At 43.2% G+C, this 26,119-nt stretch carries 22 protein-coding genes; 3 read left to right on the plus strand and 19 right to left on the minus strand.

Annotated elements, in window-relative coordinates:
• Positions 1-164: 164 nt before the first annotated feature.
• The 17 genes from JMX93_RS04460 to JMX93_RS04540 form a co-directional block, all read right to left on the minus strand.
• Positions 165-1,766 carry a flavin monoamine oxidase family protein gene (locus JMX93_RS04460; protein ID WP_499203972.1) on the minus strand — a complete coding sequence of 534 codons (1,602 nt, stop codon included), beginning with the start codon at positions 1,764-1,766 and terminating at the stop codon, positions 165-167.
• 82 nt (positions 1,767-1,848) lie between these two features.
• Positions 1,849-3,231, minus strand: coding sequence for a c-type cytochrome (locus JMX93_RS04465; protein ID WP_499203973.1), 1,383 nt, complete (start codon positions 3,229-3,231; stop codon positions 1,849-1,851).
• Between the two features lie 157 nt (positions 3,232-3,388).
• On the minus strand, positions 3,389-4,003 hold the full coding sequence (locus JMX93_RS04470; RefSeq protein WP_443558425.1) for a YceI family protein: 615 nt from the start codon (positions 4,001-4,003) through the stop codon (positions 3,389-3,391).
• 180 nt (positions 4,004-4,183) lie between these two features.
• Positions 4,184-4,975 (minus strand): PAP2 family lipid A phosphatase, encoded by a 792-nt coding sequence (locus JMX93_RS04475; RefSeq protein ID WP_443558427.1) that lies wholly within the window; start codon positions 4,973-4,975, stop codon positions 4,184-4,186.
• A gap of 311 nt (positions 4,976-5,286) precedes the next feature.
• Complete coding sequence (locus JMX93_RS04480; protein ID WP_443558429.1) at positions 5,287-5,757, minus strand: diacylglycerol kinase; 471 nt, start codon at positions 5,755-5,757, stop codon at positions 5,287-5,289.
• A 233-nt stretch (positions 5,758-5,990) separates the two neighbouring features.
• Positions 5,991-7,337 carry a sensor histidine kinase gene (locus tag JMX93_RS04485; protein WP_443558431.1) on the minus strand — a complete coding sequence of 449 codons (1,347 nt, stop codon included), beginning with the start codon at positions 7,335-7,337 and terminating at the stop codon, positions 5,991-5,993.
• 77 nt (positions 7,338-7,414) lie between these two features.
• Entirely contained in the window at positions 7,415-8,116 is a 702-nt protein-coding gene (locus JMX93_RS04490; protein WP_499203974.1) for a response regulator transcription factor, read from the minus strand.
• A 74-nt stretch (positions 8,117-8,190) separates the two neighbouring features.
• Entirely contained in the window at positions 8,191-9,894 is a 1,704-nt protein-coding gene (locus JMX93_RS04495) for a phosphoethanolamine transferase (protein ID WP_499203975.1), read from the minus strand.
• Between the two features lie 226 nt (positions 9,895-10,120).
• A complete protein-coding gene (gene modA, locus JMX93_RS04500; protein WP_499203976.1) occupies positions 10,121-10,966 on the minus strand; it encodes a molybdate ABC transporter substrate-binding protein in 846 nt (281 codons plus the stop codon).
• A gap of 68 nt (positions 10,967-11,034) precedes the next feature.
• A complete protein-coding gene (locus tag JMX93_RS04505; RefSeq protein WP_499203977.1) occupies positions 11,035-11,526 on the minus strand; it encodes a molybdenum cofactor biosynthesis protein MoaE in 492 nt (163 codons plus the stop codon).
• Between the two features lie 116 nt (positions 11,527-11,642).
• Positions 11,643-11,933, minus strand: coding sequence for a MoaD/ThiS family protein (locus tag JMX93_RS04510; protein ID WP_443510071.1), 291 nt, complete (start codon positions 11,931-11,933; stop codon positions 11,643-11,645).
• Positions 11,934-11,993: 60 nt separating this feature from the next.
• Positions 11,994-12,515 carry a cyclic pyranopterin monophosphate synthase MoaC gene (moaC, locus tag JMX93_RS04515; RefSeq protein ID WP_499203978.1) on the minus strand — a complete coding sequence of 174 codons (522 nt, stop codon included), beginning with the start codon at positions 12,513-12,515 and terminating at the stop codon, positions 11,994-11,996.
• A gap of 59 nt (positions 12,516-12,574) precedes the next feature.
• Positions 12,575-13,327, minus strand: a complete 753-nt coding sequence (mobA, locus tag JMX93_RS04520) for a molybdenum cofactor guanylyltransferase (RefSeq protein ID WP_499203979.1) — start codon at positions 13,325-13,327, stop codon at positions 12,575-12,577.
• Between the two features lie 3 nt (positions 13,328-13,330).
• Complete coding sequence (gene moaB / locus JMX93_RS04525; protein ID WP_499203980.1) at positions 13,331-13,861, minus strand: molybdenum cofactor biosynthesis protein B; 531 nt, start codon at positions 13,859-13,861, stop codon at positions 13,331-13,333.
• Positions 13,862-13,920: 59 nt separating this feature from the next.
• The gene (moaA, locus tag JMX93_RS04530) at positions 13,921-15,024 is read right to left on the minus strand and encodes a GTP 3',8-cyclase MoaA (protein ID WP_499203981.1); all 1,104 of its coding nucleotides are present in this window, start codon (positions 15,022-15,024) and stop codon (positions 13,921-13,923) included.
• Positions 15,025-15,246: 222 nt separating this feature from the next.
• Entirely contained in the window at positions 15,247-16,542 is a 1,296-nt protein-coding gene (locus JMX93_RS04535) for a molybdopterin molybdotransferase MoeA (RefSeq protein WP_499203982.1), read from the minus strand.
• A 607-nt stretch (positions 16,543-17,149) separates the two neighbouring features.
• On the minus strand, positions 17,150-18,277 hold the full coding sequence (locus JMX93_RS04540; protein WP_287045582.1) for an alkene reductase: 1,128 nt from the start codon (positions 18,275-18,277) through the stop codon (positions 17,150-17,152).
• Positions 18,278-18,455: 178 nt separating this feature from the next.
• On the opposite strand from JMX93_RS04540, the gene JMX93_RS04545 reads away from it, so the two are divergent.
• Positions 18,456-19,352 carry a LysR family transcriptional regulator gene (locus JMX93_RS04545; RefSeq protein WP_201605033.1) on the plus strand — a complete coding sequence of 299 codons (897 nt, stop codon included), beginning with the start codon at positions 18,456-18,458 and terminating at the stop codon, positions 19,350-19,352.
• A 111-nt stretch (positions 19,353-19,463) separates the two neighbouring features.
• Here the strand turns inward: JMX93_RS04545 and JMX93_RS04550 are convergent, their stop codons facing one another.
• On the minus strand, positions 19,464-21,398 hold the full coding sequence (locus JMX93_RS04550) for an oleate hydratase (protein WP_499203983.1): 1,935 nt from the start codon (positions 21,396-21,398) through the stop codon (positions 19,464-19,466).
• Positions 21,399-21,602: 204 nt separating this feature from the next.
• Complete coding sequence (locus JMX93_RS04555) at positions 21,603-22,079, minus strand: hypothetical protein (protein ID WP_198331672.1); 477 nt, start codon at positions 22,077-22,079, stop codon at positions 21,603-21,605.
• A 698-nt stretch (positions 22,080-22,777) separates the two neighbouring features.
• Between JMX93_RS04555 and JMX93_RS04560 the strand changes: the two genes are divergently transcribed.
• Positions 22,778-25,135: an ATP-binding protein gene (locus JMX93_RS04560; RefSeq protein ID WP_499203984.1), complete on the plus strand. Its 2,358-nt coding sequence runs from the start codon at positions 22,778-22,780 to the stop codon at positions 25,133-25,135.
• Positions 25,136-25,168: 33 nt separating this feature from the next.
• Positions 25,169-26,095 (plus strand): response regulator, encoded by a 927-nt coding sequence (locus JMX93_RS04565; RefSeq protein ID WP_499203985.1) that lies wholly within the window; start codon positions 25,169-25,171, stop codon positions 26,093-26,095.
• Positions 26,096-26,119: the final 24 nt, after the last annotated feature.

Raw genomic sequence — 26,119 nt, forward strand, 5'->3', positions numbered from 1 at the left:
GATTTAATTGGGTTTACTGTCACCATATTCATGATTGTTCCTAATGTGCCTAGTCTCATTGTTATCATCCTTGCTTCAACGCCAGACTGGTTGTCCAAAAGCTTATTATCTAGAGGTTTATTACCACAGCCTTGTTATTCAAAGTTTGGCTATTGAAAGACGTGCTATCCAAGCTTTTTGGCTTTTTGGTGCAAGCGTTTGGCGGCATCCATACCAGATAGGATCGCGCCTTCTTGCCATGCAGGAATGTGCGAACAGTGCTCACCTGCCAGTACGATACGGTGGTCAATCTCGCAGAGTGTGTCGTAATACTGCTCACGACTGGACTCGCTCCAGATACCATAACAGCCAAGCGACCAAGGAATACGATGCCATGCAACCGAGGTGCCCGAGCGGAACTCTTTGGTATATTGCGGATGAATCTGTTTGCCATACGCGAGCGCCGCGTTGATGCGCTCTTTGGGTGTCAATGAGTTAAACTTATACGAGGCTTCCCCGAAGCCATACGCACCAAGTAACACACCAGAGCCTGTACTAAACATATCTTGTGACGGATAGGAGATTTGAGTGATCGGCAGATCAGTATAGGTGATACCGCCATAAATCCATTCATCCTCTTCCCAAAACCGCCGTTTGAACTCCAAACCCACTTTATACGAGCTGTCATAAGGGACGGCTGCCATCGCTTTTTTCATCGGAGCGGAGACGTTGACATTAATCTGAGTCAATATGGATAAGGGAATATTACAAATGCACCAATCCGCGCGCACCGTTTTGGTAGCACCGTCAGGACTACTGCTATCAACATAGTCAACGGTGACGCCCGTCTCGTCTTGATTGATCTTGGTGACTTTGGCATTGAAGGTAATCATATCGCGACACTCGCGCGTGAACGCATCACCGATTTTTCCCATACCGCCGACAGGCTGAAACATCGTTGGTTGATGCACATGGACAGTATAGTTGCTACAAATGTCCGACCACATGCCTGAGTCTAATAGCTTATCCATCGGTATGGGCGTTGATGGCTTGGCATCAGGCATCAAACCACCACCTGGATACACACTATAGCCTCGATGCTTACCCGTTTCATGGCTTTTGACATAGCGATAATTGTTATCAAGGACGCCCCAGCCCTTTAGACCTTCGAGTAGTTTCTCTTTGTCCTCTTTATCAACCGTACTATCGAGACTGCCTTTATTCACAGCTTTGGACAATAACTCTGACACATAACCGCGAATATCGCTCTGTACTTCGCCCAAGCGCTGCGGCGCACCATTGAAGTGATTGGTACGATGCAGATAAGCACGATCATTGGTTTGGATAAAGGGTTGCAGTGCCACACCGAACTTTTTGCAGTAATGAAAGACCGCGTAGTGATGGATGGGCAATCGCCATGGACCGCCATTAAAATAATTGCCTTTTTTAAAGTCGCACGTGACCTCAGCGCCGCCAAGCTCTGTATATTTATCACCGCTATTAAGTGTCCAGCTACGTCCGCCGCCACGATTTTGGTACTCCAGCACGGTCACTTTGTAGCCCGCTTTACGGAGCTCGTAGGCCGCAGTCAGCCCGCCCAATCCTGCACCCAAAATCACGATACTGGCACCAGCAGGTGCACCTTTCAGATTCATCTCTTCTTTAAAGCTCGACTCAGATGCAAACCCCAACGTGGTCATCGCTTGATACATTGCGGTCGCGCCTGCTGTCTTGCCTATCATTGAGAGCAGTTGTCGCCGCGTGGGAGATTGGAGCAGGCCATTCATAGGATTATCCTTATCGTGCTGAGTCTTTACATTATTATAAAAGGCGAAGATTAGAGTGCATTTTTTATAGTTGGTTTTATGGCTAGCTTTTTTCTTTTATCACGCGCGTGACGTCAGCCGCGCTGACATCGCTGTTTGGTAAACCACCAAAGGTGACTCGTACATAGTTGGTAATGCTAGCGATTTGTGCAGGGCTTAAATCTTTTGAGAAGCCAGGCATTTTTGGTGCTGTATTGAAGGCACCTTTCGCGCCAAAGGCAATCACGCCAACGAGCGCATCAGGTTTTACGCGGCGAATGCTACTGAGGCCAACGATAGATGCATAGCGCGCATCGGGCTGAGCGTAACCATCGACGCCATGACAGCTGGCGCAATTTGCTAGATATAAGTCTTTTGGCGAGTTGATGTTCAGACCGCTATTGTTGGCACTGCTGACAGCATTCGTTTTGGCCTGCGCCAGATAGTCTTTTTGCTCAAGTAAATTATAAGTAATGGAGTTGCTGACTGGCTGCGGCAGGCGAGAGATATTGACCGGTATAAGATAATCATCTGTCTTAATGGCTGGGACGACTTTTAAATAAGACGCCATCGCGATCAGGTCTTCGTCGGTAAGATAGCGCGTACTATGCGCCACGGCTTCTGCCATTGGCCCGCCCGCATAAGCGTGCTTATCAAGCGTTCCTGTACGCAGGTAAGTCACGATGTCCATTTCGCTCCAGCGACCAATCCCTGTGTCGTTGTCAGGGGTGATATTTGGGGCAAACCATTTACCGAGCGGTGCACCAGATAAGTATCGGTCTTTATCGAGGCCTTGGGTTAGGTTACGCGGCGTATGACAGGTACCGCAGTGCTCTAGATTATTAACCAGATATTCACCGCGTTGCTGGGTTTGGGTGAGTCCCGAGCGGTTTTCGGTAGAAGGCACATTGATGATATTCCATGCCAGCATTAAGCTACGAATGTTTAATGGAAAAGGCAGGTGCGTGGTTTTTTCAGGTGGTTTGTCTACGATAGGGACTGTCTGAAAATAAGCGAATAAGGCACTGATATCATCATCCGTTAAGCCATGATAGGACGGGTAAGGCATAGCAGGATAGATCTGATGACCGGGTGCACGACCTTTGCGCAAGGCTTTTTTGAGATCGGCTTCGGTATAGTTAGCGATACCGTATTTCTTAGAGGGTGTGATATTGGTCGAGTAGATATTGCCAATCGGTGTCTCAATCGGCACGCCGCCACTATAATCCTCACGATGGCATGCCATACAGTCGGCGGTACGCGCCACGTAAGCGCCGCGGTTGGCAAGCGCACTATTGGCAGGGCTGACATTTGGTAGGGTTATTCGACTGGGCAAAGTGTCTATTGGCAGGCTGACAGTGTCTGCCATCACGACGGTAGACACTAAGCTAAATCCCAATCCCAATGAAAACGACAATGCTGGCATGATGGCAGAAAGTGGCTTCATAATGTCATTATAATACTGATAAATCATCCTTAACCCCTTCTTATAAAATGCCTGCAAGTCATCAATAGTGTCTACCAAAATAAAGCAAAGTGATAAAAATTCATATTTTCAAAAAGCAGTGTCGCAAAAAGTAATGTCGTAAAGCTAAAACTGACTGCTATTGTCTGGCGGCTTCGACTTTTATATTTAAGTTAAGGTTTTTGGTCAGTCCAAACCAGACAAATTTGTTTATATTCCATTTTGTGCGATCAATCGTCGCAGTGAAGTCGCCACCGCAAACGTCCTTTTTAAGACTGGGGCTCAAATAACAAGCAAAATTAGTGGCTTTTAAGCTAATAGGGTGTGTCTCGCCATGTAGCGTCAGCTTGCCATCTACTCTTGTTACCTGTGGGCTTTTTTTGTCTTGATCAAAATACCACTTCGTCGACTTAAATCGCGCCGAGGGAAACTTTTTCGCATCAAAAAAATCAGGCCCCGTCAGGCTACTATTAAAAGAGGGGTTGCCCGTATTGAGGGAGTCTATCGGTATGATTAATGAAATGTCGCCTGTTTGTCGACTTGGGTCGTATTGTAGTTGACCTTTGATATCATAAAAGCCACCAGTAGTGGCAGAGGTCTTGAAGCGTTCAATGGCAAATATTATGTGTGTACTGGCAGGGTTGATGGAGTAACTGGCGGCATGGCTGCTAGGTGCGGCGCTTATTATCAATAATGGCAGTGTCAATAAAGGGTAGGTGTGTGATCTTTTTAGAGTAAGGGATAGGATGCTCATAGCTACATTCCTTTGCGGGCTATTGATAAATAAAGAACGTCGACGACGAGCGCAATCCATGCTGTTACTTAATAATAAGTAGGTCAGTACTAACTATTTATACATTATTTTTCAAATACTTAGTAGGTTTGTTTTCGTAAGAACATCATTGTCAATTTGGCTGTTGTTCAACCGTTAAAATTAGGTTTTTGATGATTCTTCAAAGCCTATCTCATCAGATTTTTTAGTATTAGCCTTGATGCTTTTAGCTTTATTCCTGATTGAGTCTTTAAAAAACAGAGTGGCAAGCGCACACGCTATCGTCAGGGATAGCAGCATCGAAACCAAAGTATGACTAAAGAAATGATCACCAAACAGCATCTTATATAGCCCCATTGTCCATCCTAAGACCGTGACTGTGGTAAATATTTGATAGCGATATTTTTTTAACGTCGGCAAAAAGGCCAATCCATATAAAGAAAACCCTGCACTAGCATGAGCAGCGGGGAAGCATCTGGCTGGCGTGGCTGCTACGATGTTTTGCCAAAGGTTAAGATAGGGTAGATCACCGTTAAAAAGAACCAAGTCATTTGGGCAGCTCACATGGGTGACGCCTTTGAGCGTGGCAATGCTAGCCGGTACAATCGCGATTATAATCAGTAGGTAGCCGATCTCCCGAATTGGTAACGGAAGCAAAAATCTATCGAATTTACGGCGATGCTGCGAGGTAAGGTCGGGCAAAGGTTGTCGATACTTTATGATTAACACGGCTATGAGGTAGACCGCCAGTAAAATTAATAGGGCTTTGGGCAAATCATAAAAGATAAACGCATAAGGCTGCGCGCCCTTTTCTAGTAGCCAGTGTCCATTGCTATAAAACAGCTCACTGATGCGTATGTCCAACTGGCTATGCTCAAAAATCAAGGTGGCAATGATGGTCACGCACAGTAATTTTAGCCAGCCCCAAGTCATTGAGTGGTTTTTTAAAGTCATGGATACACCTGATAACGTATATTAAATGGTGATAGCTTCTAGGACCTGTCCCTAATTCAAACGTTTATCACTAAATAGGCTAAAAATGGCTAAATCTTTGACAAACGGCGTCAAATAGCTGGTCAATATCTCGATATTGTCTGCACTATTTTCCTTGTTTGCCTGCGATTTATCTCATTTTTATCACCATTTTTAAAATAGGGACACGCCCTAGCATGATCGTTGATTAGTACCCTATCTGAAACTGGACTGGCAATTAGTAATACTTAAATATGAGTATTCACTGCGCTCTACTATAAAAAGACAGACAACTATAAAAAGACAGACAGCGCCATTAACCATAAAACGGTTAAGAGAAACAACGACAAAAATTGCGCAGCAGAGCCGACATCTTTTGCTATTTTTGCGAGCGGATGCTTGGCTGTTGAGGTATGGTCGACGCAAGCTTCTATACCAGTGTTGAGCAGCTCCACAATCAAAGATAAAAAAGACGCGAGCACTAGCATCATTTTTATGCTCATTGCAAAAGGCATAAAAGCGATGGCCACAAACAGTGCAAAGTTGAGCCACACGACTTGTCTAAAGGCCGCCTCAAATTTGTAAGCTGCTTTAAAGCCATCCATAGAATAGCCAGCAGCTTTTATAATTCGGTAAAAGCCCGTTTTACCTTTTGCGTTCTCTGCAAAGCTATCAGGCGTGAGCGCACTGTGATGTGCTGGCTGCTTGATAGAGCTGTGACTGGCTGTCTTGTTTTCAAGATTAATAGGAGTAATTTTATTCATATAGAATTCTTAATAGTCTATTAATATCAAGGTATGCGCTCGGCTTTGCATGACCAAAAAATAGTCAGGAAAAGTCGATATAGCTTGAGTATAAGATAATAGAGGTTAAGAAAGTGTTAAGAGATTATAAAGCAGCAGCAATAAACGGTTGTGAATATTTGGGTACATCGCTTAGCAACACTAACTGGCGGCTGACAAATGGAAGTTTTTGGGTAGCGTTATATTGATCAAGGTTATTTGTAATAAATACTAAAGGTGCTGCCACCTGAGTGGTTGGCTTGATGGGTCAGCTGCCAGCCCATATGAGACATGATACGTTGTACGATACTCAGCCCCAAACCTGAGCCTTCAACCTTGTGATTGATATCATGCTCTGGTGACAATGCAGTGCCTGTACCCTCGTCTTGATAGTCATGAGTTAATCGCTCAAACCGTTCATATAGTAAGGGCATCATCACCTCAGGAATACCAAGACCAGTATCAGTTACCGTGATTTTTTGGTCATCGATAGTGACGATCACTTCGCCATCATCGGTGTACTGAAACGCATTTTTTATCAAATTGCCCAATGCCATCTTTAGTAGCTCAGGTCGTACATAGGCACTGTATTCTTGCTCAGCGACTACCTGACACGTGACGGTCTTATAGCGCAGCAAATACTTCAATCGCTGCACCTCAGCTAAAGCAGTGCTATTGATGGATATTTGCGGTGTATCCAGCTTTTCAGGCGCGCGCGATAGTAGGAGCAGGGCAGTGATAATCTCGGAGGTTTCTTTGGCTGTATTACTGATACGATTGGTAAACTCGTTCAGGTGGCTGTCTGCTTCTAACTGTGAGGCCAACACCTCAGAGGCACCCATGATGATGGTCAAAGGCGTCCGCAGCTCATGGCTGACGTCACCGGTAAACAGTTGCTCACGCTTTAGATATTGCTCTAGTTTATGGTTTTTTTCATCAATAGCTCGCGCCAACACCCCAACCTCAGATGGCATATGTGTTAATTCGGTTAGGTTTTTATGATCTGTTTCGACAGCTTGTTTTAAATCGAGTAGCGGCTTTATGATTTGTTTAGAGGACAAATGAGAAAATATGGCAGCAATAAGCAAACTTAAAATTACCGCTACTTTTAGTGTATCCGCAAATATATCTTCTAAGTTTTCGAAGATTTCTAAAACAGGGTAGTGCTTCATTACCATCTCTACCCCTTCTAAGTAGGTCAAAATATAAGCTTGACCGTCTTGTTGATAGGCAAAGAAATGAAGGTTAGCGCGCGTTTTGCCAGACTCATCATTTATAGTGACAGAGGTTTCTTGAACGGTTTCATTCGCCATTGTTTGCAGACTGGCAGGAGCATTATCGTAGCGGTAAATTTTGATACCTGGATCGGCAGTGTAAATAGGCTGATCGCCATACTCTTTTTGACTGAGCTCTAGCTGCTGTAACAGACGAGCCTTGACCAACTCCTGCTCTATTCTGCTTTCCGCGTACAAAAAAATACTGACAAAAGCGGCACATAGCAATAATGCAAATATGAAGTAGGACAAGCGAAACTTATTGGCTATCGAGTCTATATTGAACATAGTATGGAGGTGCTTAATCGAATGAGGCGGTAGTTATAGTGAGCGATGGCAAACCGTATGAGGTGCTATCCTCTCAGTTATACTACAACGTTTTCTGATTTATTAGGATCAATAACTTGGTAACCAACACCAGGCATTGTCACTATCATGGTTTTGGTAAAGGGCTTGTCGACCTGCGCCCGCACGCTATGCATATGGGTGCGTAGCGCATCACTGCTGGGGATATCTATACCCCATACTTTTTCTTCAAGTTCAGTTTTGCTGACGACGCGAGGTGCTGCATTCATTAGTATATGTAGTATCTTAAATCCAGTTGGTGTCAGCTTAATCGATTTTCCTTCGCGCATAATAGTATGTTCACTATTGTTCAACGATAGCGCCCCCACGGCAATACTGTGTACAAAATGATCATCCTCATGGCGACGTATAAGTGCTTTGATACGGCACTCTAGCTCAATTAATGAAAAAGGTTTGACCAAATAATCATCAGCGCCGCTGTCAAAGCCTGCCACTTTATCCAAAATCGTATCGCGAGCAGTGAGCATCAGCACAGGCGTTTTGTCGTGCAACTCTTCTCGGAGTTTCTTACACAGCTTGGTGCCATCCATACCTGGTAGCATCACATCGAGCAATATCACGTCATAATGATTGTTCGAGGCGAGCGTTAGCCCACTGTAGCCATTATGTGCGTTGTCCAGATCAAACCCTTTTGGCTCAAAAAAAGCATAAATATTGGCCACGATATCGGGGTTGTCTTCAATAACGAGTATTTTATACATGGTGTTGACCTAAAAAATAGTGGCTACCTAAAAGATGGTGATGGCCTAAAGGATGGAGCAATATAAAAACGGATTCAGTTATTCACTTTAAAAAAGGTTGGTGCCGCTTTGACTTCATCAGTCGTGATGCCAAAAAAGCTAAGCAATGTCGGCGTAATAAAATCATGTGATACGGGCTGACTGCTCATACTAGAGAGACTATCCGCATCGATGTTATTACTGTCTGGTGACCAAATGACTGCGGGTACGTGTTTTTGAGTATCTGGTGCAAACTTATATGGCAGACCATGCAAGTAAATATTATTTTCACCCAAGCTCTCGCCATGATCGCTCATATATACCATGACTACATCATAATCTTGTTCGTAAGATTTTAAGGTATCGATCACGTTATTCAAAAAGTAGTCGGTATAAAGAATCGCATTATCATAGCCATTGATCACAGACTGGGTATCACATTTTGACAGCTCATTGGTCATACAGACAGGTTTAAATTCTTCAAACTCTTTAGTGTAGCGCTGGTAATAAGCGGGGCCATGATTACCCATTTGATGTAACAAAATAAGTGTGTCTTTAGGAGTCTCTTTCTGTGAGCTGCCTGACTTAACCAGTTTATCAAAACCATCAAGCATGCCAATATCTCGGCATTCAACATCGCAGTTCGGATTGGTATCAGCCGTTTTGTAGTCCTCAAAAGTGACACGATCAGCCACGCCTTTAGAGCTAGAGTTGTTGTCTCGCCAAACGACGTTGACCCCTTGCTTGTTTAGCGTATCGAGTACGTTTTCATTGTACTTGGCGGTATCGATATCATAATTTTCCCGATTTGCATAACTGAACATACACGGCACTGAGTAGGCAGTCGAAGTACCGCAGGAGACGGCCTCTTTAAAGCTATAAAGGTTTGATTGCTTTGAGAGTAGAGGCGTGGTATTGCGTGTATAGCCATTTAAACCAAAGTGATCCGCTCGAGCAGTTTCGCCAACGACGAACACCATCAGTTTGGGTTTTGCAGTGCTATTATTGGGAACACTATTAGCAGGGGCTAAGCGCTTTGCATCTGTCGCATGTAGCGTCAAGGTATCAGGACGGCGCAGCTCATCGACATAGTTTTCCCCAAGTTTGATCATAGAGTAAATAGGCGTGATCGGGTTGGCATAAGAGCGGACTTGTTTGTGCTGACGAAAGAAGCTGGCGTATTGATCACCAAATGGTAAAAGACACGCCGCGATCAGTGCGATAGACAATATCAACGTGGCTGTTTTTTGTAAAATGCTGCGTTGCCAAGTAAAGCGTTTTAGACGAATTTTGCTGATAATAAATGCCGGTAACACGCCTAATATCAGCAGTCGAATGACCATGCTAGGGGCAAACAATCCCATAGCCTCTGCTTGATCGGTCTCCATACTATTAATCAGCATGTTGGTGTCAAATATCGTCCCGTAAGCATCGGTAAAATAACCGCAGATAGCAGCAGTGATCAGTAGCGCAATCAATACTGGTTTGGCAATAGGGCGATAGCAAAGCAGCTGCAATACCAACCACATCAGTCCAAACAACAAGCCGGTAATAGACAGTATAAAGCCGACATTTTTGCTAAATGGATAGACGTTTAGCACTTGCTCAAAAAAGCCAATATTGGCAGTCGCCACCAAATACAAGGCAACGATGATAATAAGATAACTGAGATTTACCTCACGATCGTAGATCTTACTCAGATAGCTGTTTTTTTTATTGGCTTTGGGCGTGTCGATTTTGGCGGCTTGAGATATTGACATATAAATACTTCTCAACAGAATGGTGGGAAACGTCATTCCTTACCATAACAAGTGGGCTGTTAAGAAGATGTTAAGGTATTTTAATTTAATAATATATGAGGAAATCCTAATAATTTAAACGATGACAGGCAGGTCCTAGTCAATATCCCAATATTATCTGCGCTATTGTGCTTGTTTAGCTGTAATTTATCTCATTTGTATCACTATTTTTAAAATGATGTACGGCCTAATCAACCGCGAGATAACCTGCGTCAGAAAAATACTGTTGTGCAGTAGGCGAGCGCAGATAGTCTGAAAAATCTGTCGCGGCCATAGTGTCACTAAGTACCAAACCGTCTTGCAAAATAGCGGGGTAAGACTTTGGCGCTAACGTATAGAACTGCTCAGGCGTGGCCTTAATCGCCGTCAGTTGCGACTGGGCGACAAAGCCATAATCGACATTACCAGTGTGCGCATATTGAAACGCCTGCCCGATATTTTCAGCTTGAATAATGCGACTTTGTTCAGTGAGAGTATCAAAAATATTTTGCGTTTGTAGATAGGCTTGTGCTGACTTGCCATAAGGGGCAAGTTCTGGATTGGCAATGGTGATTTTACTATCAGACTCAGTCATCAATAATGCATTTAAGGTAGTAGGATTGAGGCCTTTAAGGGATTTGTTAACGCTATAAAGTGCCAGTTGACCTTGGGTATAAGTAAAAGGCTGATGGGTCGTTTTGTCACTAGGCTTAATTTTATTTAATTTTATTTTGGCAAGCTTGGCAGGAAATGCTTGATTAGCAGATAAGAATATATCGTAAGGTGCGCCAGAGGTGATCTGCGCATATAACTTACCTGAGGAAGCATAAGTCACGTCAATCTCTTGCGCAGTCAGGTTTTTATCCCTTTTATAAGCAGCAATGATCTCAGGCAATACATCAGATAAGTTGGCAGCAGCAGCGATGCGCAGTGTTTGACTCTGCTCAGTGGCGTTGTCGGCGTCCGATTGCACAAGCGCAGCGGTTTGCTCTTTGCTACAAGCGCTTAGTGTTAATGCTAAGCAAGCTGATGATATTGTTATTATTTTAATCATTATTATGAAGCCTTGCCATTATTGCTCACTATTGGCTATCGCTCTGAGCAGTCATTTGAATCGCATTTTTAACCGTTATTGCTAAGCCATTTAGAAGAGTCATCTTGGTAATATTCTTGCTTCCAAATGGGAATATCGGCTTTAATAGTATCCAATATCCAGCGACAAGCATCAAAAGCAGGATAGCGATGGGCAGAAACCACGCCAACCCAAACAGCGACATCACCAATCTCTAACGCGCCGATACGATGGATGGCAATGGCATGGGTAATCTCAAAGCGCTTTTTGGCTTCTTCGATAATGGTGCGACCTTGATTGATGGCAAGCTCTTCGTAGCCATAATAAGTCAAACGATTGACGCTACTGGCATTATTATGATTGCGTACCCGCCCTTCAAAGCAGACAAACGCGCCGCAACTGTCATTATCAAGGGTGCTTTTAAGACGATTTTCATCAATATCGGTATCTAAAAGTGCAAAACCATCACGTTCAGCGAGGAGATACGCTTCATCGATGCTACGCTTGATGCTCATCGACTGCCCATGTACGTTGTCTGTCATTTCTTTTTGCCTATTATTCGAGCGAGATTTTTAATCTTTTAAGCATAGCGAAAAGTAACGCTGCTTATAAAGAAGTGGTTTGATAAAGGAATAGGTTAATAAAAAGCTATTTTAAATTAGCCGCCCGCAACTGGGGTAATAAAAACCACACTATCGCCGTCATAAATCTCATCTGTCCATTTGGCAAAATAGTCATTGACCGCCACACGTAACTCCGACTGCGGGCGACTAAAGCGATGTTTTTGGCGCAACTGTTCATACAATTCGGTCAATGATGTTGACTGTGGCACTTTGATTGTTTCTTCAGGGCAATTGGCTTCATCGGCTAAGCTGGCAAAGTATAAAACGTTAATATTCATCGTGGCATCTATCTCTGAATTTGTATTGCTTTCTACTAAAGTGCTCATAGAAATCTCCATTATTTATTCATTACTAAGCTTTTTATAGATGATATTCATAAAGCCAATTTATGCATGTTGATAGTCGGATTTACCGCCCGTTTTTTTCATGAGATGAATATTATCAATCACAATGTCATGCGAGATGGCTTTGGTCATATCATAAATGGTTAAGCAGGCAACACTGACAGCGGTTAATGCTTCCATTTCTACCCCAGTTTTATGGGTGACTTTAACAGTGGCGGTCACGCTAATGCTATGGTTTGCATCATCGTATTCAAAGCTTAAGCTGATTTTATCTAAGGGCAGAGGATGGCAAAGTGGAATCAAATCATGGGTGCGTTTGGCTGCCATGATACCAGCGATATGAGCAGTTTGAGTAATGCTGCCTTTTTTGGTCATGCCGTCAGAGGCCTTTATTTGCTCATAAATGACCGCAGGAAAAACCACTTGTCCAAATGCACTAGCTTCTCTGGTGCTAGCCGTTTTGCCACTCACATCGACCATGGTAATATCACCAGCACTGTTTAGATGGGATAGCCCAGATTGGTTGCTCGGTTGAGGACTGTTTTTTTGACGGTCGCTATTCATTTCTCATTCCTCTCAAATGGCCAGTTCTTCTTAAAGTTAGTTTTTCTCAATAAACCTTTTTATAAATCGTTTAAAGCTAAACAGGCGTGCTCAAAATCTTCAGGCGTATTAAAATTGGTTAAATACTGCCATTCTTTTGCAAAAGGGACGGGCTGCACAAGCGGCTTAATAAATCTCATGACTTGTCGCTGTCCACCGTCAATATAATGCTTTAAATCAGGCTCAATACTTAAACGATATAGACCTAACAGTGGATATAAGTGACGATCATCGGCGAGGCAAATGACAGCTTTATCAGGATTTTGCGTTATATAAGGTTGCAGTTTTTGCCATAAATCATTAATAGGAATTAAGCTGTCACAGCTAATGACCAACAGCCAAGACGACTGCTCGTCTGGTATTTGGCTTAATTCAGTCGCATTTTTCCATGTCGTCAATGATTGTAGAGCTGATTCAATCGCTACCAATGCGCCGCCTGTTTCAATCGGTTTATCGCTGTCACTAAATAGATCGTTATTAGTTACATAGTCAGCAATATGAAATATTGGCGATTGCAAATGCTTAATCAAATCTGAATTGATGCTAAATCCACGTCCATTATCTGCAATCATGATAGGTAAGCTGCTCGCTAATGCTGTGCTTAATTCAAGCGCTTGCCTGATATGATAGTCAAGCAAACGTTCGCCTGTCGGCAATATAAGCTCAGCTTTTGGCGTTCCCATACGTTTGGACGCGCCACCCGCCAAAATCACGATACCTGCTAAGCGATTTAATTTACCTGCTTCAATTAAGCTATCCGCAACTTCGAGCATGAATCAATCATGACCTGGATTGGTGCGCATAAAGTGCGGGACAAAATTACATGGGCGTGTACGGCTATCGAGCTGCTCTTGTAAGATGCCTTCCCACGCAGTGCGGCAGGCACCTGATGAACCAGGTAAGCAGAAAATACCCGTGCCATTTGCCATGCCAGCTAGGGCGCGAGATTGAATGGTAGACATACCGATATCGTCTTTTGAGATTAAGCGGAACATCTCACCAAAACCATCGACTGATTTATCAAATAATACGCCAACCGCTTCTGGCATGCTGTCGCGGATATAAAAGCCAGTACCGCCAGTGGTGATAATAGCGTGCACATTTGGGTCAGCAATCCAGCCACTGATGACGGCTCTGATTTTATAAATATCGTCGGTAATTAGCTGCCGATCGGCAAGTTGATGACCTGCTGTGGTCAGTTGGTCTACCAGATACTGCCCTGAGGTATCTTCTGCAAGAGTACGACTGTCCGAAACCGTTAAGATGGCGATATTAAGCGGGGTAAAAGGGGCTTGCAGCTTACTCATGGATGTTCCTTAATAAATACGCTTGTTGTAAAAAATGAAAAATATTGCTGATAAACCCATTAACCGCCAATCATCGACAAGTTATTCATCATGCCACTATTGGACTCATGAAGATGATGATGCTCAGGTTTAATCGGCATAAAGCTGTGTAAGGTATCAACGAGACCTGCCACATCATCTTGCGCTAGATACTGACGAATATCGTAATTACCTTGGTCAAACAGGCATAAATGTACCTTGCCTTGACTACTGACCCGCAGGCGATTGCAGCTGTCACAAAAATTAGCAGCGTAAGGGGCAATCATACCGATGCGCCCCTGATAATCGGGATGGCTGTATTCTATCGCTGGACCATCGTTGCTGCCACGTATGTGAGTTTGCCAGCCATTTTTTAATAAGTAATTGGTAATAATATCGGATTGTGCATGCTGCGCAAAAAATAAATCGCTATTATCACTGGTCTGCATAAATTCAATAAAGCGATAAGTGACCGCTCTATCTTTGATGTATTCGATGGCATTCATCAAATTTTCAAAGGCAGTTTCAGCCATTAAAATACTGTTTATTTTTAGCTTAATATCTGTGGTCGTCAGTAACGTATCCATATCAGCCAAGAGCTGCGGCAACATATCAAAGCCAGTCATCTTATGGAAGGTTGCAGCATCAAAGCTGTCCATACTGATATTAAGCTGATTCAGTCCAGCCGCTTGCCAGTCGGCTAAGTGTTTGCCAAGCTTATAACCATTGCTAGTCATGGCAACGGTTTCTATACCTTCGGTGTTTTTGATGGTTTTGATAATCTCTACCACATCACGGCGTATAGAGGGTTCACCGCCAGTAATTCTGACTTTTTTGGTGCCAACTTGGGCAAAGCCGCGGATTAAAGTGGCAATTTCAGTGACACTGAGCTCGTTTTGTGGTGGTTTGCCTTGATAGCCATTGGGCAGGCAATACTCACAGCGAAAATTACAGAAATCGGTAATCGATAGACGCAAATAGGTGAGACGTCGTGCGAAACCATCAGTTAATGGTTGAGAGAGCGTGGCCGGAGAATACGTCGATGTGATAGCTGCTATCGATGATGAGTCACTATCAAAAACAGCGGGTGCAGCGGCAGGCGAATACAATTGCACATTGCCTGCATTGGGGGCAAGATGGTTCATAGATGATTACCATTAACATTAATATAGTGTGTACTTTTAGGCGTTGCCTCGGGTTGTGAGTGGAAAATTCTATTTAGGTATGATTATGACAGCTTGTACGCAAATAACCATTCACCGTAAGTGACCTAAAAACTACCACCAAAGTAGTAGATGCTACTTTATATCATGAATCAGTTTCTCATGATTAATGCTATAAAGAATTATTAACTGTGTAACCATTAACTAGCGATGCGACCAAGGAAAAGGCTGCACGTTTACGGTTTCGCCAGCGGTTATATTGCCAGAATCTTGTGCCAATACAATAAAGCAATTGGCGAGGCTCAGTTGTTTAATACGGTGCGATTGTTGCTTGGTGAAGCTTTCAACTTGGAAATCGCCAGATTCGTTTTGGGATAAGATGCCTCTTTGAAAATCCATCCGCCCCGCTGATTTTTTGATATCGTTTTTAAGCGTTGCAGTGAGACTTAACTGTATAGGTCGCTCTTGTGGCGCAGCGCCTGCCATTTGCCACAAGGCTGGAATCACAAATTGCAAGCTGCCAACGATGGTCGATAGCGGATTGCCGGGTAAGCCAAAATATAGTACGGGCTTGGTAAGGTCTTTAGTCAGCTCGCCAAAGACAAACGGCTTACCGGGTTTCATCGCGACTTTATAGTGATTAATCTGTCCAAGTTGCTCAATGACTGTCGTTAAAAAATCATAGTCGCCAACCGATACTCCTGCCGTAGAGATTAGTACGTCACACTCTTGCATTGCTTGGGTTACGGCAGTGGTGGTCTTGTCTAAATCATCAGGAATGATGCCATAATCACGAATAGTGACGGGCAAATCAGAGAGTAGGCTTTTTAGAGTAGGGGTGTTCGAGTTATAGATTTGCGCCAAACTTGTCAGCTCACTGCCAATCGCAACCAGCTCGTCACCTGTTGCGAGCACACCAACGACTAAAGGCTGATATACCTTCACTTTATCAAAGCCTAAATTAGCCAGTAGGCTGATATCAGCAGGATTTAGGCGTTTACCCTTTAATAAAACTGCTTCGCCAGCTTCAATTTCTTCGCCTTGTTTACGGATATTATCATCATGCTTAGCATCTTGACTGAGAGTAATGGCATAGGGTTGTGATTTATCAATGCTATCCTTTATCGCGGCAAAGTTGGTGTTTTCTTGCATGATGACCGTATGACAGCTGTCAGGAACAACCGCACCGGTAAAGATACGCACCCCTTGTCCTGCTGAGATTTCACCATCATAAGGACTGCCAGCTTGTGATTCACCGACGATATCGATAGTGCTGTCTGCTGAGAGTGCGCTGTTTTTAGCAATAGCATAACCATCCATCGCGGACAGGTTTTGCCTTGGTATCGCAAAAGGCGAGATGATATCTTCTGCCAATATATGATGAGGGCTGTCTAATAAATCGTAGCTCTTGACTGTTCTTTGATGTAGCGGATAGTCGTTAGTATTATACGTTTCTATGCGCTGCTGTATTTCAGAGATGAGCCCTGCAACCGTAATCATAAACGTCTACTTATTTTATTAATATTGAACTGTGTTATTGATATTGAACGACACATAGTATAAGAGATAGGTGATATCAAAAGAACCTTTATACCTTAACAGCTACTTTATAACATAAGAATGAAGTGACTGACAGCGGATTGCGTAACCGCAAAATATATAATATTGATCAAGCATTATCTCAATACCTTCAATATCAGATTCATTCGCTAAGATAAACAAATAATTGAGCACCTAAATGATGTGAAAACGATAGCGGCTTTCGATGGGGCTTGGGGCACGTTCTTTATCAGGCTTAAATAATGTGCCTTCAAGTTCTAGGACGGTTTATCTTTTGATAAACACACCCAATTCACCGCCTAGCTATTTTGAAGGACAAGCCGAATGCGGGCGTGCTAATTGGATAAATCCTGCATTATTTAAGCAGGAGGATTCGCTGTCAGTCAGCAGCCCCATAATCTTGGCAACGTAATGCATATAAATTATGCAGTATGGTTATGTTATGCGGTAAGGTTTTCTATGAAGCTCTCTGTAAGGCTTTCGATTTTTCCCATAAAAACATCATATTTATCAGCAAAAAAATAAGGCCACGAATGGCCTTATTATATTAAGAGTTTTGATAGTAAGGATAATCATTATAGCCAATTTCGGTGCCACCATACATCGTGGTAGGATCTGCCTCATTGAGGGGCCAATGATTGGCGATGCGCTCAGGTAAATCGGGATTAGCAATAAAAGGACGCCCAAAAGCAAATAAATCACCATAACCTTTAGCTAACATATGAACCGATTTTTCAGTTGTGTATTTACCCGCATAGATAATGCGTCCTGAAAACTCAGCTCTGACGGCCTGATAAAAAGTCTCTGGTAAATCAGGAGCATTGTCCCAGTCAGCTTCTGCAATAGATAAATAAGCGATACCCGCTTGTTCAAGTACTTTAATCGCTTCCATATACGTATGATGTGGATCTGATTCCACCAGACCTAAATACACGCGAGTCTCATCTGTGCTAGCAAACAGTGGCGCGAAACGTACGCCTAAACGATCCGCACCAACCACTTCACTGACGGCAGCAACGATTTCTTTTAAGAAACGCAAGCGATTGGTCAACGAACCGCCATATTGGTCATCACGTGTGTTGCTATGCTCAGAGATGAACTGATTCACCAAATAGCCATTGGCACAATGCAGCTCGACGCCATCAAAACCTGCTTCCAATGCATTGCGCGCGGCTTGAGCATACATAGCGACCAGTTCACTAACTTCATCAGTACTGAGTGCGCGTGGCTCACTGGGATCGGCTAACGCGCCTGCACCTGGTGCTGTTTCGATAAATACTTTTACATTGTCAGCAGTGATAGCTGATGGTGCGACTGGCTGAGTGCCTTGTGGTTGTAAGCTGGTATGAGACACGCGACCAACATGCCAAAGCTGAGCGAAAATAATACCACCTGCCACGTGTACCGCTTGAGTGACCTTTTTCCAGCCTTCGATTTGGGCGTGCGAATGTATGCCTGGCGTCCACGCATAACCTTGACCCCTTGGCTCAATTTGTGTGCCTTCAGTGACCATAAAACCTGCAGAGGCGCGCTGTGTATAGTAGCTCGCCATTAAGTCATTAGGAATATTGTCCGGTTGCGTGCTGCGAGAGCGTGTCAACGGTGGCATGACAATACGGTTTTTTAACTTATAAGGTCCAAGTGTTACAGATGAAAACAATGGGCTAGTATCGATATTAGATGGTTCCATAAAACTCTCTTTTAAAACAAATAGACGGGGTTATTGTTTAAACCACTGAGCTTGTTTTGATGCTTTATTACTGCGTAAGTAAGGTTGGTAAGCATAGAGTTTTATGGATACAATCGGAAACAGGATTTTCTTGTTTAAGATACAATTATGAATGGTACAGATTATGAATGGTATTAACCGACTCGATATCAAGCAGCTGAGAGTGCTACATGCGTTGCTTGATCTAAAAAATCTCTCACAAGTCGCGCGCAAAATGGGGCTGACACAGCAGGCAATCAGCGAACAGTTACGTAAGCTGCGTGATTTGTTTGATGATCGTTTGTTTATTCGTCAAGGCAATAGCATGGTGGCAACCCCCAAAGCGCTATCGATGCAGCAACCCATTAGTCGCATATTAGAGCAATTAGAAGCACTGTTAGAGCCGGATGTGTTCTCGCCGCAGACTTATAAAGGCGTGTTTACGATTAGCGCGACCGACTATGCGACGCAGGCATTATTACCGCAGTTGTTTCATATAACACGCCGCGATGCGCCTGATTTGAAGTTAATCGTGCGTGATTTTGCCTCAGACAATGTCAATCAGCTTATTACGGCAGGCGAGCTTGATCTGCTGATTACTTTCCCAGAATTTATTCCTGATAACTTGGCTTATGTGACGCTGCTTGAAGAACAACATTTCTGCATTACTGGTTGCAATAATAATTTTACAACAGAGCCGCTGTCACTGGCACAAATTGCCGCACATTCGCAGCTGGTGGTGTCACCTTCACGCGCTAACTTGCGTGGCTCTCATGACCAGTGGTTTGCAGAAAAAGGTCTTAAACGAAATATTGTTATGTCCGTTCCTAGCTTTTCTGCGGTGCCAGATATTCTATATACAACCGATATGATTGCATTTTATCCCTCGCGTTTATTGCCAAACAGTCGGGTTAAAGAGCTTAAAGTGGAAGCCTTGCCACCCACATTTAAGGTGATAGCAGCATGGCATCCACGTACCAGTCACAGTGGTATACACCGTTGGCTGATTGAGCAATTACAGCAGTTATCCAAGTCTGACTAGGGCATGACCTCATTTCTATCTTCGTTTTTAAAATGAGGACACGCCCTAGAACGTTATCGCTTTTATTTTTCGTTCTTACTTTTACCAAAGCTACTTTTATCAAAACTAAAACTACTTATGCCAAAGTCCTTTGATCGCCTCCCATTGCTGAGAAAATATTGAGTCATTGCCGTTGGTGGATTGATTGGCTTTTGGCAATATGTGCTCGTAATAGGTACCTTTAAGGAGCTTATTTAATAGACCTTCACCGATGAAGCCTTTGCCATCGTTGAGGGTGTTCGCGGCTTTTAGTAATTGACGGATATCATATTGTAATGGGTTTATATCGGGAACTTGTTTTTGCACATTCAGTAGCTCATAAACTGCGACACGGGCAGTACGCACAGAGCTCTCCATGGTAAAGACCACATCATTACGTGTCTCAACGAACTGCCCGACCAACCCCATATTCACACAACCGTCAGGGACGACTTCGGGGCGATCGCCTTTAGCTCGTGGCATAAACATCGAGGTAATATAAGGCATATAAGCGGTCCTGACGATGGTATTAGCCATGACATTGTCTAAATTATCGATGATACCAAGGTGATGGCAAAGTTCCGTCAAAATTTCTGTACCCGTACATTCTGGCATGGTTTTTTTGACATAATTGCCTTCTTTATCCATCAATAAGGCATACACCCATATCACTAGCGTGTCTTTTGGCTGATCAGGGAAGTGCGGTTGACGGTTACAAGTAAAGCTCATCAACCAGTTTGAATCAGTAATCGTAATGATACCGCCGGTCACTGTTTTACCCGTATATGGATCGTTGACGGACAGCGTTTTGAGCTTATCAATAAAGGCAGAGGGTTGGCAGGTCAAAGTGGCAGACATCCAAGAAGATTTGTCCACATGCTGATTAAATTTATTTGGATGACCAAAGACAGCAGACTGCTTGGCTAGGTTATTCCATACTTTCCAACCAGACGACTGCCCCATATTATCCTGAGTGAAGTCTAGGGTAGGTGCAGTATTGTCATCCCCATAGCGGGTATCTTCAGTCATAGAGCCTGTCGTCACGATGACAAAGTCATTAGCGCCCATGGGGAGAGTGGTTTCTTCACCCGCTTTCTCCATCACAATGGCATTGACCTTTTTAGTACCTGTTACCTTATCTTCGTTCTCAAACTCAATGTCTAAATCAGTGACTAGCGTGTCGTACTGAAATTGTACGCCTTTGTCTTTTAGATAGTTCTTTAGTGGTACCACAAAGCTATCAAACTGGTTGTATCTTGGGAATACCAAGGCAGACATGTCGTTTAGACCATCTAATGCATGTAAAAATCGATGCGCATAAAGCTTAAGTTCAAGTAAACTGTGCCAGTTTTCAAAAGCAAACATGGTACGCCAAAACGTCCAAAAATTACTGCTTAAGAAGCTATCGTCAAAATACTCTTCAATCGTGATATCGTCCAATTCTTCTTTGCGCTTTAACAGCAAACGAATTAACGCGAGCTGATTGGTTTTACTCAATCCCAGTTGACTGAAGTCTTTTATCTCACCTTGTTTGTGTATCAGTCGCGCAATGGAGTAGTTTGGGTCTGTATCGTTTGCAATTCGATACTCATCCAAGGTGCTATAAGGTGCAGGCATTTTAAGTGCAGGAATGTCTTGAAATAAATCCCAAAAATTTTCGTAGGTGAAGTCCATTTCACGACCACCACGAATCATATAGCCAGTCTCGGGATTACCGCTACCATCTAAGGAGCCACCTGCAACGTCCAGGTACTCTAAGATAATAATATTTTCAGCGGATACCTTGCCATCTCGGATACAGTAATAAGCACTGGCTAGACCTGCAACGCCGCCACCAACGATATAAACCTTACTGTCTCGATAAGCGTCATTGGGCGTCCCTATATTGCGCTGATAATTACCAATTTGGTCAGGAAAGGGTAAGCTCTTGCCTGGTATATTTTCTACACGGGTTTTACTGGCATCGGGCTGGCGAATAAATGTGTCATGGTCTACCGGATTACCTGTTTGAGTCTTTATGGTTTTCATAAGTTCATCCTTATTTAGTAAGACTGATATAAAGGTTATTTGACTTAAATGAATGATTTATAGACAGACTATAGATTGTCTTCATTAAACAATAGTGACATCGGTTGAAAAGAATATAAGTATTTATTTGCCAGATTATGCGTTATTCATTTGCTAATGGTTTACTGTTTATTATGGTTGCTAACCATAAGGACTGCTATGTAATTACGTAGGCGCTGTTTCAAACGCTCCAGCAACCGCGCAACCTTGATAGCTTTTATTATCATAAGTTAACGTCGCGGTAAATTCATTCTGATAGCCATTATCATCGGTACAAGTCTGGCCGTGTATATTCATGATAATAGGTTTGCCGCTAACGGTGCTCACGTATTCAACACCTTCAGCGTCGGTCGAACGAGAGACAACGATGGTTGTTGGTTTCAAAAAATCTGCTTCAATGCTAAGTTGGTTACCATTAACCACTGTGCGCCAACTTTTCTCTTTATTACCAAAAGCGGTGAATGCCGATAACGGCTCTTTGGTGCTGGACGGCTCCACATTTGGCTGTTTATCAGCGTTCTCTTTTGTCGTGTTTGTAATGATCTCTGTTGATTTGCTTGCTGTGTTTGGTTGATGAGTATTACAAGCCACTAGCGAAAGGCTGCTTGCTAAGCACAAAGTACTGAAAAACAAAGAACGCATCGGTCTTCCTTTAATTCTGAAAAGAGAAAGACTTTGTAAGCGCCTTTCTTTAGGTTTATTTGAATAACTATATGAGCGAGTTATATCAATCTCTGAGTGTACAGCAGACAGATATTACAATCAGTGATAAGTGACGGTAATCGACTCTATTATATAAAATACAAACAGAACATCTATATTAGTATTATTTATATAACATATGTATAAAATTTCACAGTATAGAACAAGATAAACTTGGTAGACTCTGTGATTATAAAGGTGTTGATGATATCAATAGAAAAAACTAGCGACTGTTTTTCTGATCGTGTTTCCTGTGCTAATGTGTTGAATCCTTACTAATTATGAGTAAGACAGCGCCTGATTTGAATATGAAGAAGCCACTTAAAAATAAGTGGCTTTTTTTGTGTCTTGTAATGGCTGATAGTGTAGCTATGCGCTCAATAAGCTGTATGTTGTGATTGATGAGAAAAATGCAGCAGCGCTAAATGATGACAAGGTTGTATCTACCAACCGCAAGCTAATTGTTGTTAATTAAAAGATACTGGTCAACAGATAATAAAACAAAACTTTTGTCATCATGTTGTCATGACTGCATCGTATCCTTGAGCCCACTATAAATGGTGGTTGCGTATCACTGATGTCTTTATTCATTCAGTGATTCATTGATGATGGTAGACGCATCAATATAAGGTTTATCTATGAGTGTTGCTGGTCGGCTTGGTAGTATTTCCACACGTATGCTGATTATTTTAGCGTTGGCTTTTTTACTGATTATTTTGATGGTTTACTGGGTCATCGAGACCCAAGCTAAGCCGCGCATACTGGAGATGACCTCAGAGATAGTCGTTGAAACGGGTAACGAAGCCATTAACAGCATTATGGCGAGTATCAATCATGTCGACGGACTGGCTAAGGCCACCAGTGCGATGGCGGGCGGCTTGCCAAAAGAAGACGTTCTTTATAAAGAAACCTTTGGCAATCTCATGCAACAAACCGATCAACGAATTGTGGGCGGCGGCGTGTGGTTTGATCCAAATATGTACGCTCAAAACCGAGAGCGCCAGTCGTTTGTGTGGGCGCGTGATGACTCAGGCAACATGCAGCCATTAGAGCGTTATAATCGAGTGCGCCAAACGCCTAATCCTTATTATCGAGAGTGGTGGTACATTCCTGCGATGTACGCACGTCATGACCACTGTGTCTGGAGTCGTGCGTATGTCGATCCGCAAAGCAATCAGCCGATGATGACTTGCGCCAAGGCATTGTATGACAGTCGCAATCAGGCTTTTGATGGGGTAGTGAGTTTTAACCTGCTATTAGATAACCTCGATGACGCCATGAAAAAGTGGCAAGATAAGCTGGGTGGTTATGTCTTTTTGGTAGATTTGGACAATCGATTTTTGACCTTTCCTGATCAATCTATGGTCACGCAAGCGACTAAAGATAACCCCCAAGGCGAGATGGTAACCGCGCATCAATTGGCCGAGAAACATCCTACCTTTGCACCTATTGCGGACAGCCTAGATCATATTAACCAAACACTCATCGATGAGGCAGTTGCCAAAGATGAAGGTCGTTATACGCTCGCGGCACGTAGTATTTTGAGTACGACCAATCTTGATAAAATCAGCGAACAAGAATCCAAGTTGCTGTCAGCATTACTGCTGTTAAATATCGACCAAACGTTTAATTTAGTAGACAGTCACTTGGTTGAGACCATCGCTGTGCCCAATGATTTTGTGTTGCAGCAGCCTGCCACCGCCTTTGTGTTTCGTATGCCATTTACCTATTGGAAAATGGTTATCGTCAAGCCCAATAATGACATGATGAGCGTGGCAAATGCATTGTCGAACCAGCTAATTCAAACCATGCTACTGGGTTTTATTCCTATCTTGTTGTTGACCACATGGGTGTTCCGTCGCTACTTTACGCGACCATTAAAGTACATGTCACTAGCAGTGGCTGATATGGGCGCATTGATTGAGCAAAAAAAATATCAACAATTAAGCGCACTTAAACTGCCACACTCAAATGTCAGCGAAATTCAAATCATCAGTGAGCAGACCAATCAATTAATCGACCGCGTCGTCGAAAATGAAGGTGCGCTTGCTGAAATAAATGCTCATCTAGAAAAACAAGTCGCCGCCCGCACGCAAGATTTGCAGCAAGCCATGGATGAGTTAAAAGCCTCACAAGTGCATCTGGTGCGCTCCGAAAAAATGGCGACATTAGGCCAAATGGTGGCTGGCGTGGCACATGAGGTCAATACTCCATTGGGCTATGTGCGTAGTAATATGGAGCTGGTCGGCGATAATCTCATGCGTTTTGATGAGCTGCTACAGCATACCGATCAATTATTGCAGGCGTTAAAAGCGCCAACTATCAATCAAGAACAAGTCAAGCAGCTAATAGAGCAAACCTTACAATGCTGCGAGGCAATCAAAGAAGATGAAGTCAATGAAGATTTGGCAGATTTGATTAAAGACGGACTGTATGGCGTGGATCAAATTGCTGAACTGGTCGTCAGCTTGCGCGACTTTTCTCGACTTGACGAATCCAAAGTAAAAGATGTCGATATCAATGATTGCATCAATACCTCATTGATTATGGCGCGCAATAACTTAAAAACCTTAGACGTCAATACCAATCTAGCCGAGCTGCCGCTCATTCAGTGTAATCCTTCGCAAATTAACCAAGTATTATTAAACCTATTTAATAATGCCGCGCAAGCCATACCGAGTGATCATAAAGGGACATTGCAAGTCACGTCGTCTGTCGATGAGGCGCAGAAGTATATCGTGGTACGCATTATAGACAATGGTGTCGGTATCGCAGAGCATATTTTAACGCATATCTTTGAGCCGTTTTTTACCACCAAAAAAGCAGGCGATGGCACAGGGTTGGGATTGGCCATTACGGCACAAATCATCGAACAGCATGGTGGACGCATTGAGGTTAGCTCAATGGTTGGCACGGGCACGACGTTTACCCTTATGCTCCCGATACAGTCTATCGTTCATGAAAAGAAACCTGCGCAAGCCTTATTTGAAAGTTGAGATACTTGCAACCACTTATTTAAAGAGAGCGTCATGCAAAAACCAAAAATCGCTTTTATCGATGATGAGCCGCGTATCTTGCGCAGCTTAAAGATGCATTTTCGCCAGTCACACGACGTATTTATTACTACCGATGCCACTGAGCTAATGGAATATGTCAGCCAAAATGAGGTACAAGTGGTCATCAGCGACCAACGCATGCCAGATAAGCAAGGTACGGAAGTATTGAGTGACATCAAAGCAGCTTCACCAAATACTATTCGTATCTTGTTAACCGGTTATGCGGATCTGAATGCCGTGATGGATTCTGTGAATGAAGGCGAAATTTATCGCTATATCACTAAGCCATGGCAAAATGATGAGCTTAAAAAAATCGTTAATAAAGCCACAGAAATTGCTCAGCAAACGCAAGAAATCATGGAAAATGATGCGACTCAACACCGTGTTGATAGTGGCACTGTTAGTAATCGCAATATATTGGTATTAGATGATGATGAGAGCATCTATCAACAAATAAAAAGTCATTTTAAGAGTGCTTATAACGTGAGCTGGGCCAGCAATCTTGAACAGGCCGCAACGTTATTACAAAAAAAACGCTTTGGCGTTACTATTACGGATTCGACGCTCAATAAAGAAAATATTACACCCATCGTTTATGCCTTAAAAAATATCCAGCCAGATCTCATGGTGCTGATGTTGACTGAATTCAAAGATGCCCATATGGTCATTGATTTAATCAATAAGGGTCAGGTGTATCGCTGTCTACCACGTCCGACCAACTTCTCTATCATGAGTATCAGTCTTGATCGCGCTTTTGATCATCACGAAAGATTGGTGCAGCAGCCGATACTGGCGGCTCGTCATCATGTCGAAGAAGTGCTAGAGTCAGAGGCTTTTAGCTTTTCTGAAAGGCTGAAGGGTTTCTTTGCCAAATTCAAAAGTTGGCGCATTAGTAGATAAAAAAATAGGGCACGCTAAAAATGC

The sequence above is a fragment of the Psychrobacter muriicola 2pS genome, assembly GCF_904846535.1.
GTDB classification, from domain to species: Bacteria; Pseudomonadota; Gammaproteobacteria; order Pseudomonadales; family Moraxellaceae; genus Psychrobacter; species Psychrobacter aquimaris.

What these genes read in the sequence shown, in the direction of transcription:
- JMX93_RS04485 (WP_443558431.1), bottom strand. Translation starts at nt 7,337, where the DNA reads ATGTTCAATATAGACTCGATAGCCAATAAGTTTCGCTTGTCCTACTTC.
- JMX93_RS04505 (WP_499203977.1), bottom strand. Translation starts at nt 11,526, where the DNA reads ATGACAGACAACGTACATGGGCAGTCGATGAGCATCAAGCGTAGCATC.
- JMX93_RS04465 (WP_499203973.1), bottom strand. Translation starts at nt 3,231, where the DNA reads ATGAAGCCACTTTCTGCCATCATGCCAGCATTGTCGTTTTCATTGGGA.
- mobA (WP_499203979.1), bottom strand. Translation starts at nt 13,327, where the DNA reads ATGCTCGAAGTTGCGGATAGCTTAATTGAAGCAGGTAAATTAAATCGC.
- JMX93_RS04510 (WP_443510071.1), bottom strand. Translation starts at nt 11,933, where the DNA reads ATGAGCACTTTAGTAGAAAGCAATACAAATTCAGAGATAGATGCCACG.
- moaC (WP_499203978.1), bottom strand. Translation starts at nt 12,515, where the DNA reads ATGAATAGCGACCGTCAAAAAAACAGTCCTCAACCGAGCAACCAATCT.
- JMX93_RS04565 (WP_499203985.1), top strand. Translation starts at nt 25,169, where the DNA reads ATGCAAAAACCAAAAATCGCTTTTATCGATGATGAGCCGCGTATCTTG.
- moaA (WP_499203981.1), bottom strand. Translation starts at nt 15,024, where the DNA reads ATGAACCATCTTGCCCCCAATGCAGGCAATGTGCAATTGTATTCGCCT.
- JMX93_RS04555 (WP_198331672.1), bottom strand. Translation starts at nt 22,079, where the DNA reads ATGCGTTCTTTGTTTTTCAGTACTTTGTGCTTAGCAAGCAGCCTTTCG.
- JMX93_RS04560 (WP_499203984.1), top strand. Translation starts at nt 22,778, where the DNA reads ATGAGTGTTGCTGGTCGGCTTGGTAGTATTTCCACACGTATGCTGATT.
- JMX93_RS04550 (WP_499203983.1), bottom strand. Translation starts at nt 21,398, where the DNA reads ATGAAAACCATAAAGACTCAAACAGGTAATCCGGTAGACCATGACACA.
- JMX93_RS04470 (WP_443558425.1), bottom strand. Translation starts at nt 4,003, where the DNA reads ATGAGCATCCTATCCCTTACTCTAAAAAGATCACACACCTACCCTTTA.
- JMX93_RS04480 (WP_443558429.1), bottom strand. Translation starts at nt 5,757, where the DNA reads ATGAATAAAATTACTCCTATTAATCTTGAAAACAAGACAGCCAGTCAC.
- moaB (WP_499203980.1), bottom strand. Translation starts at nt 13,861, where the DNA reads ATGAGTAAGCTGCAAGCCCCTTTTACCCCGCTTAATATCGCCATCTTA.
- JMX93_RS04535 (WP_499203982.1), bottom strand. Translation starts at nt 16,542, where the DNA reads ATGATTACGGTTGCAGGGCTCATCTCTGAAATACAGCAGCGCATAGAA.
- JMX93_RS04460 (WP_499203972.1), bottom strand. Translation starts at nt 1,766, where the DNA reads ATGAATGGCCTGCTCCAATCTCCCACGCGGCGACAACTGCTCTCAATG.
- JMX93_RS04495 (WP_499203975.1), bottom strand. Translation starts at nt 9,894, where the DNA reads ATGTCAATATCTCAAGCCGCCAAAATCGACACGCCCAAAGCCAATAAA.
- modA (WP_499203976.1), bottom strand. Translation starts at nt 10,966, where the DNA reads ATGATTAAAATAATAACAATATCATCAGCTTGCTTAGCATTAACACTA.
- JMX93_RS04490 (WP_499203974.1), bottom strand. Translation starts at nt 8,116, where the DNA reads ATGTATAAAATACTCGTTATTGAAGACAACCCCGATATCGTGGCCAAT.
- JMX93_RS04475 (WP_443558427.1), bottom strand. Translation starts at nt 4,975, where the DNA reads ATGACTTTAAAAAACCACTCAATGACTTGGGGCTGGCTAAAATTACTG.
- JMX93_RS04545 (WP_201605033.1), top strand. Translation starts at nt 18,456, where the DNA reads ATGAATGGTATTAACCGACTCGATATCAAGCAGCTGAGAGTGCTACAT.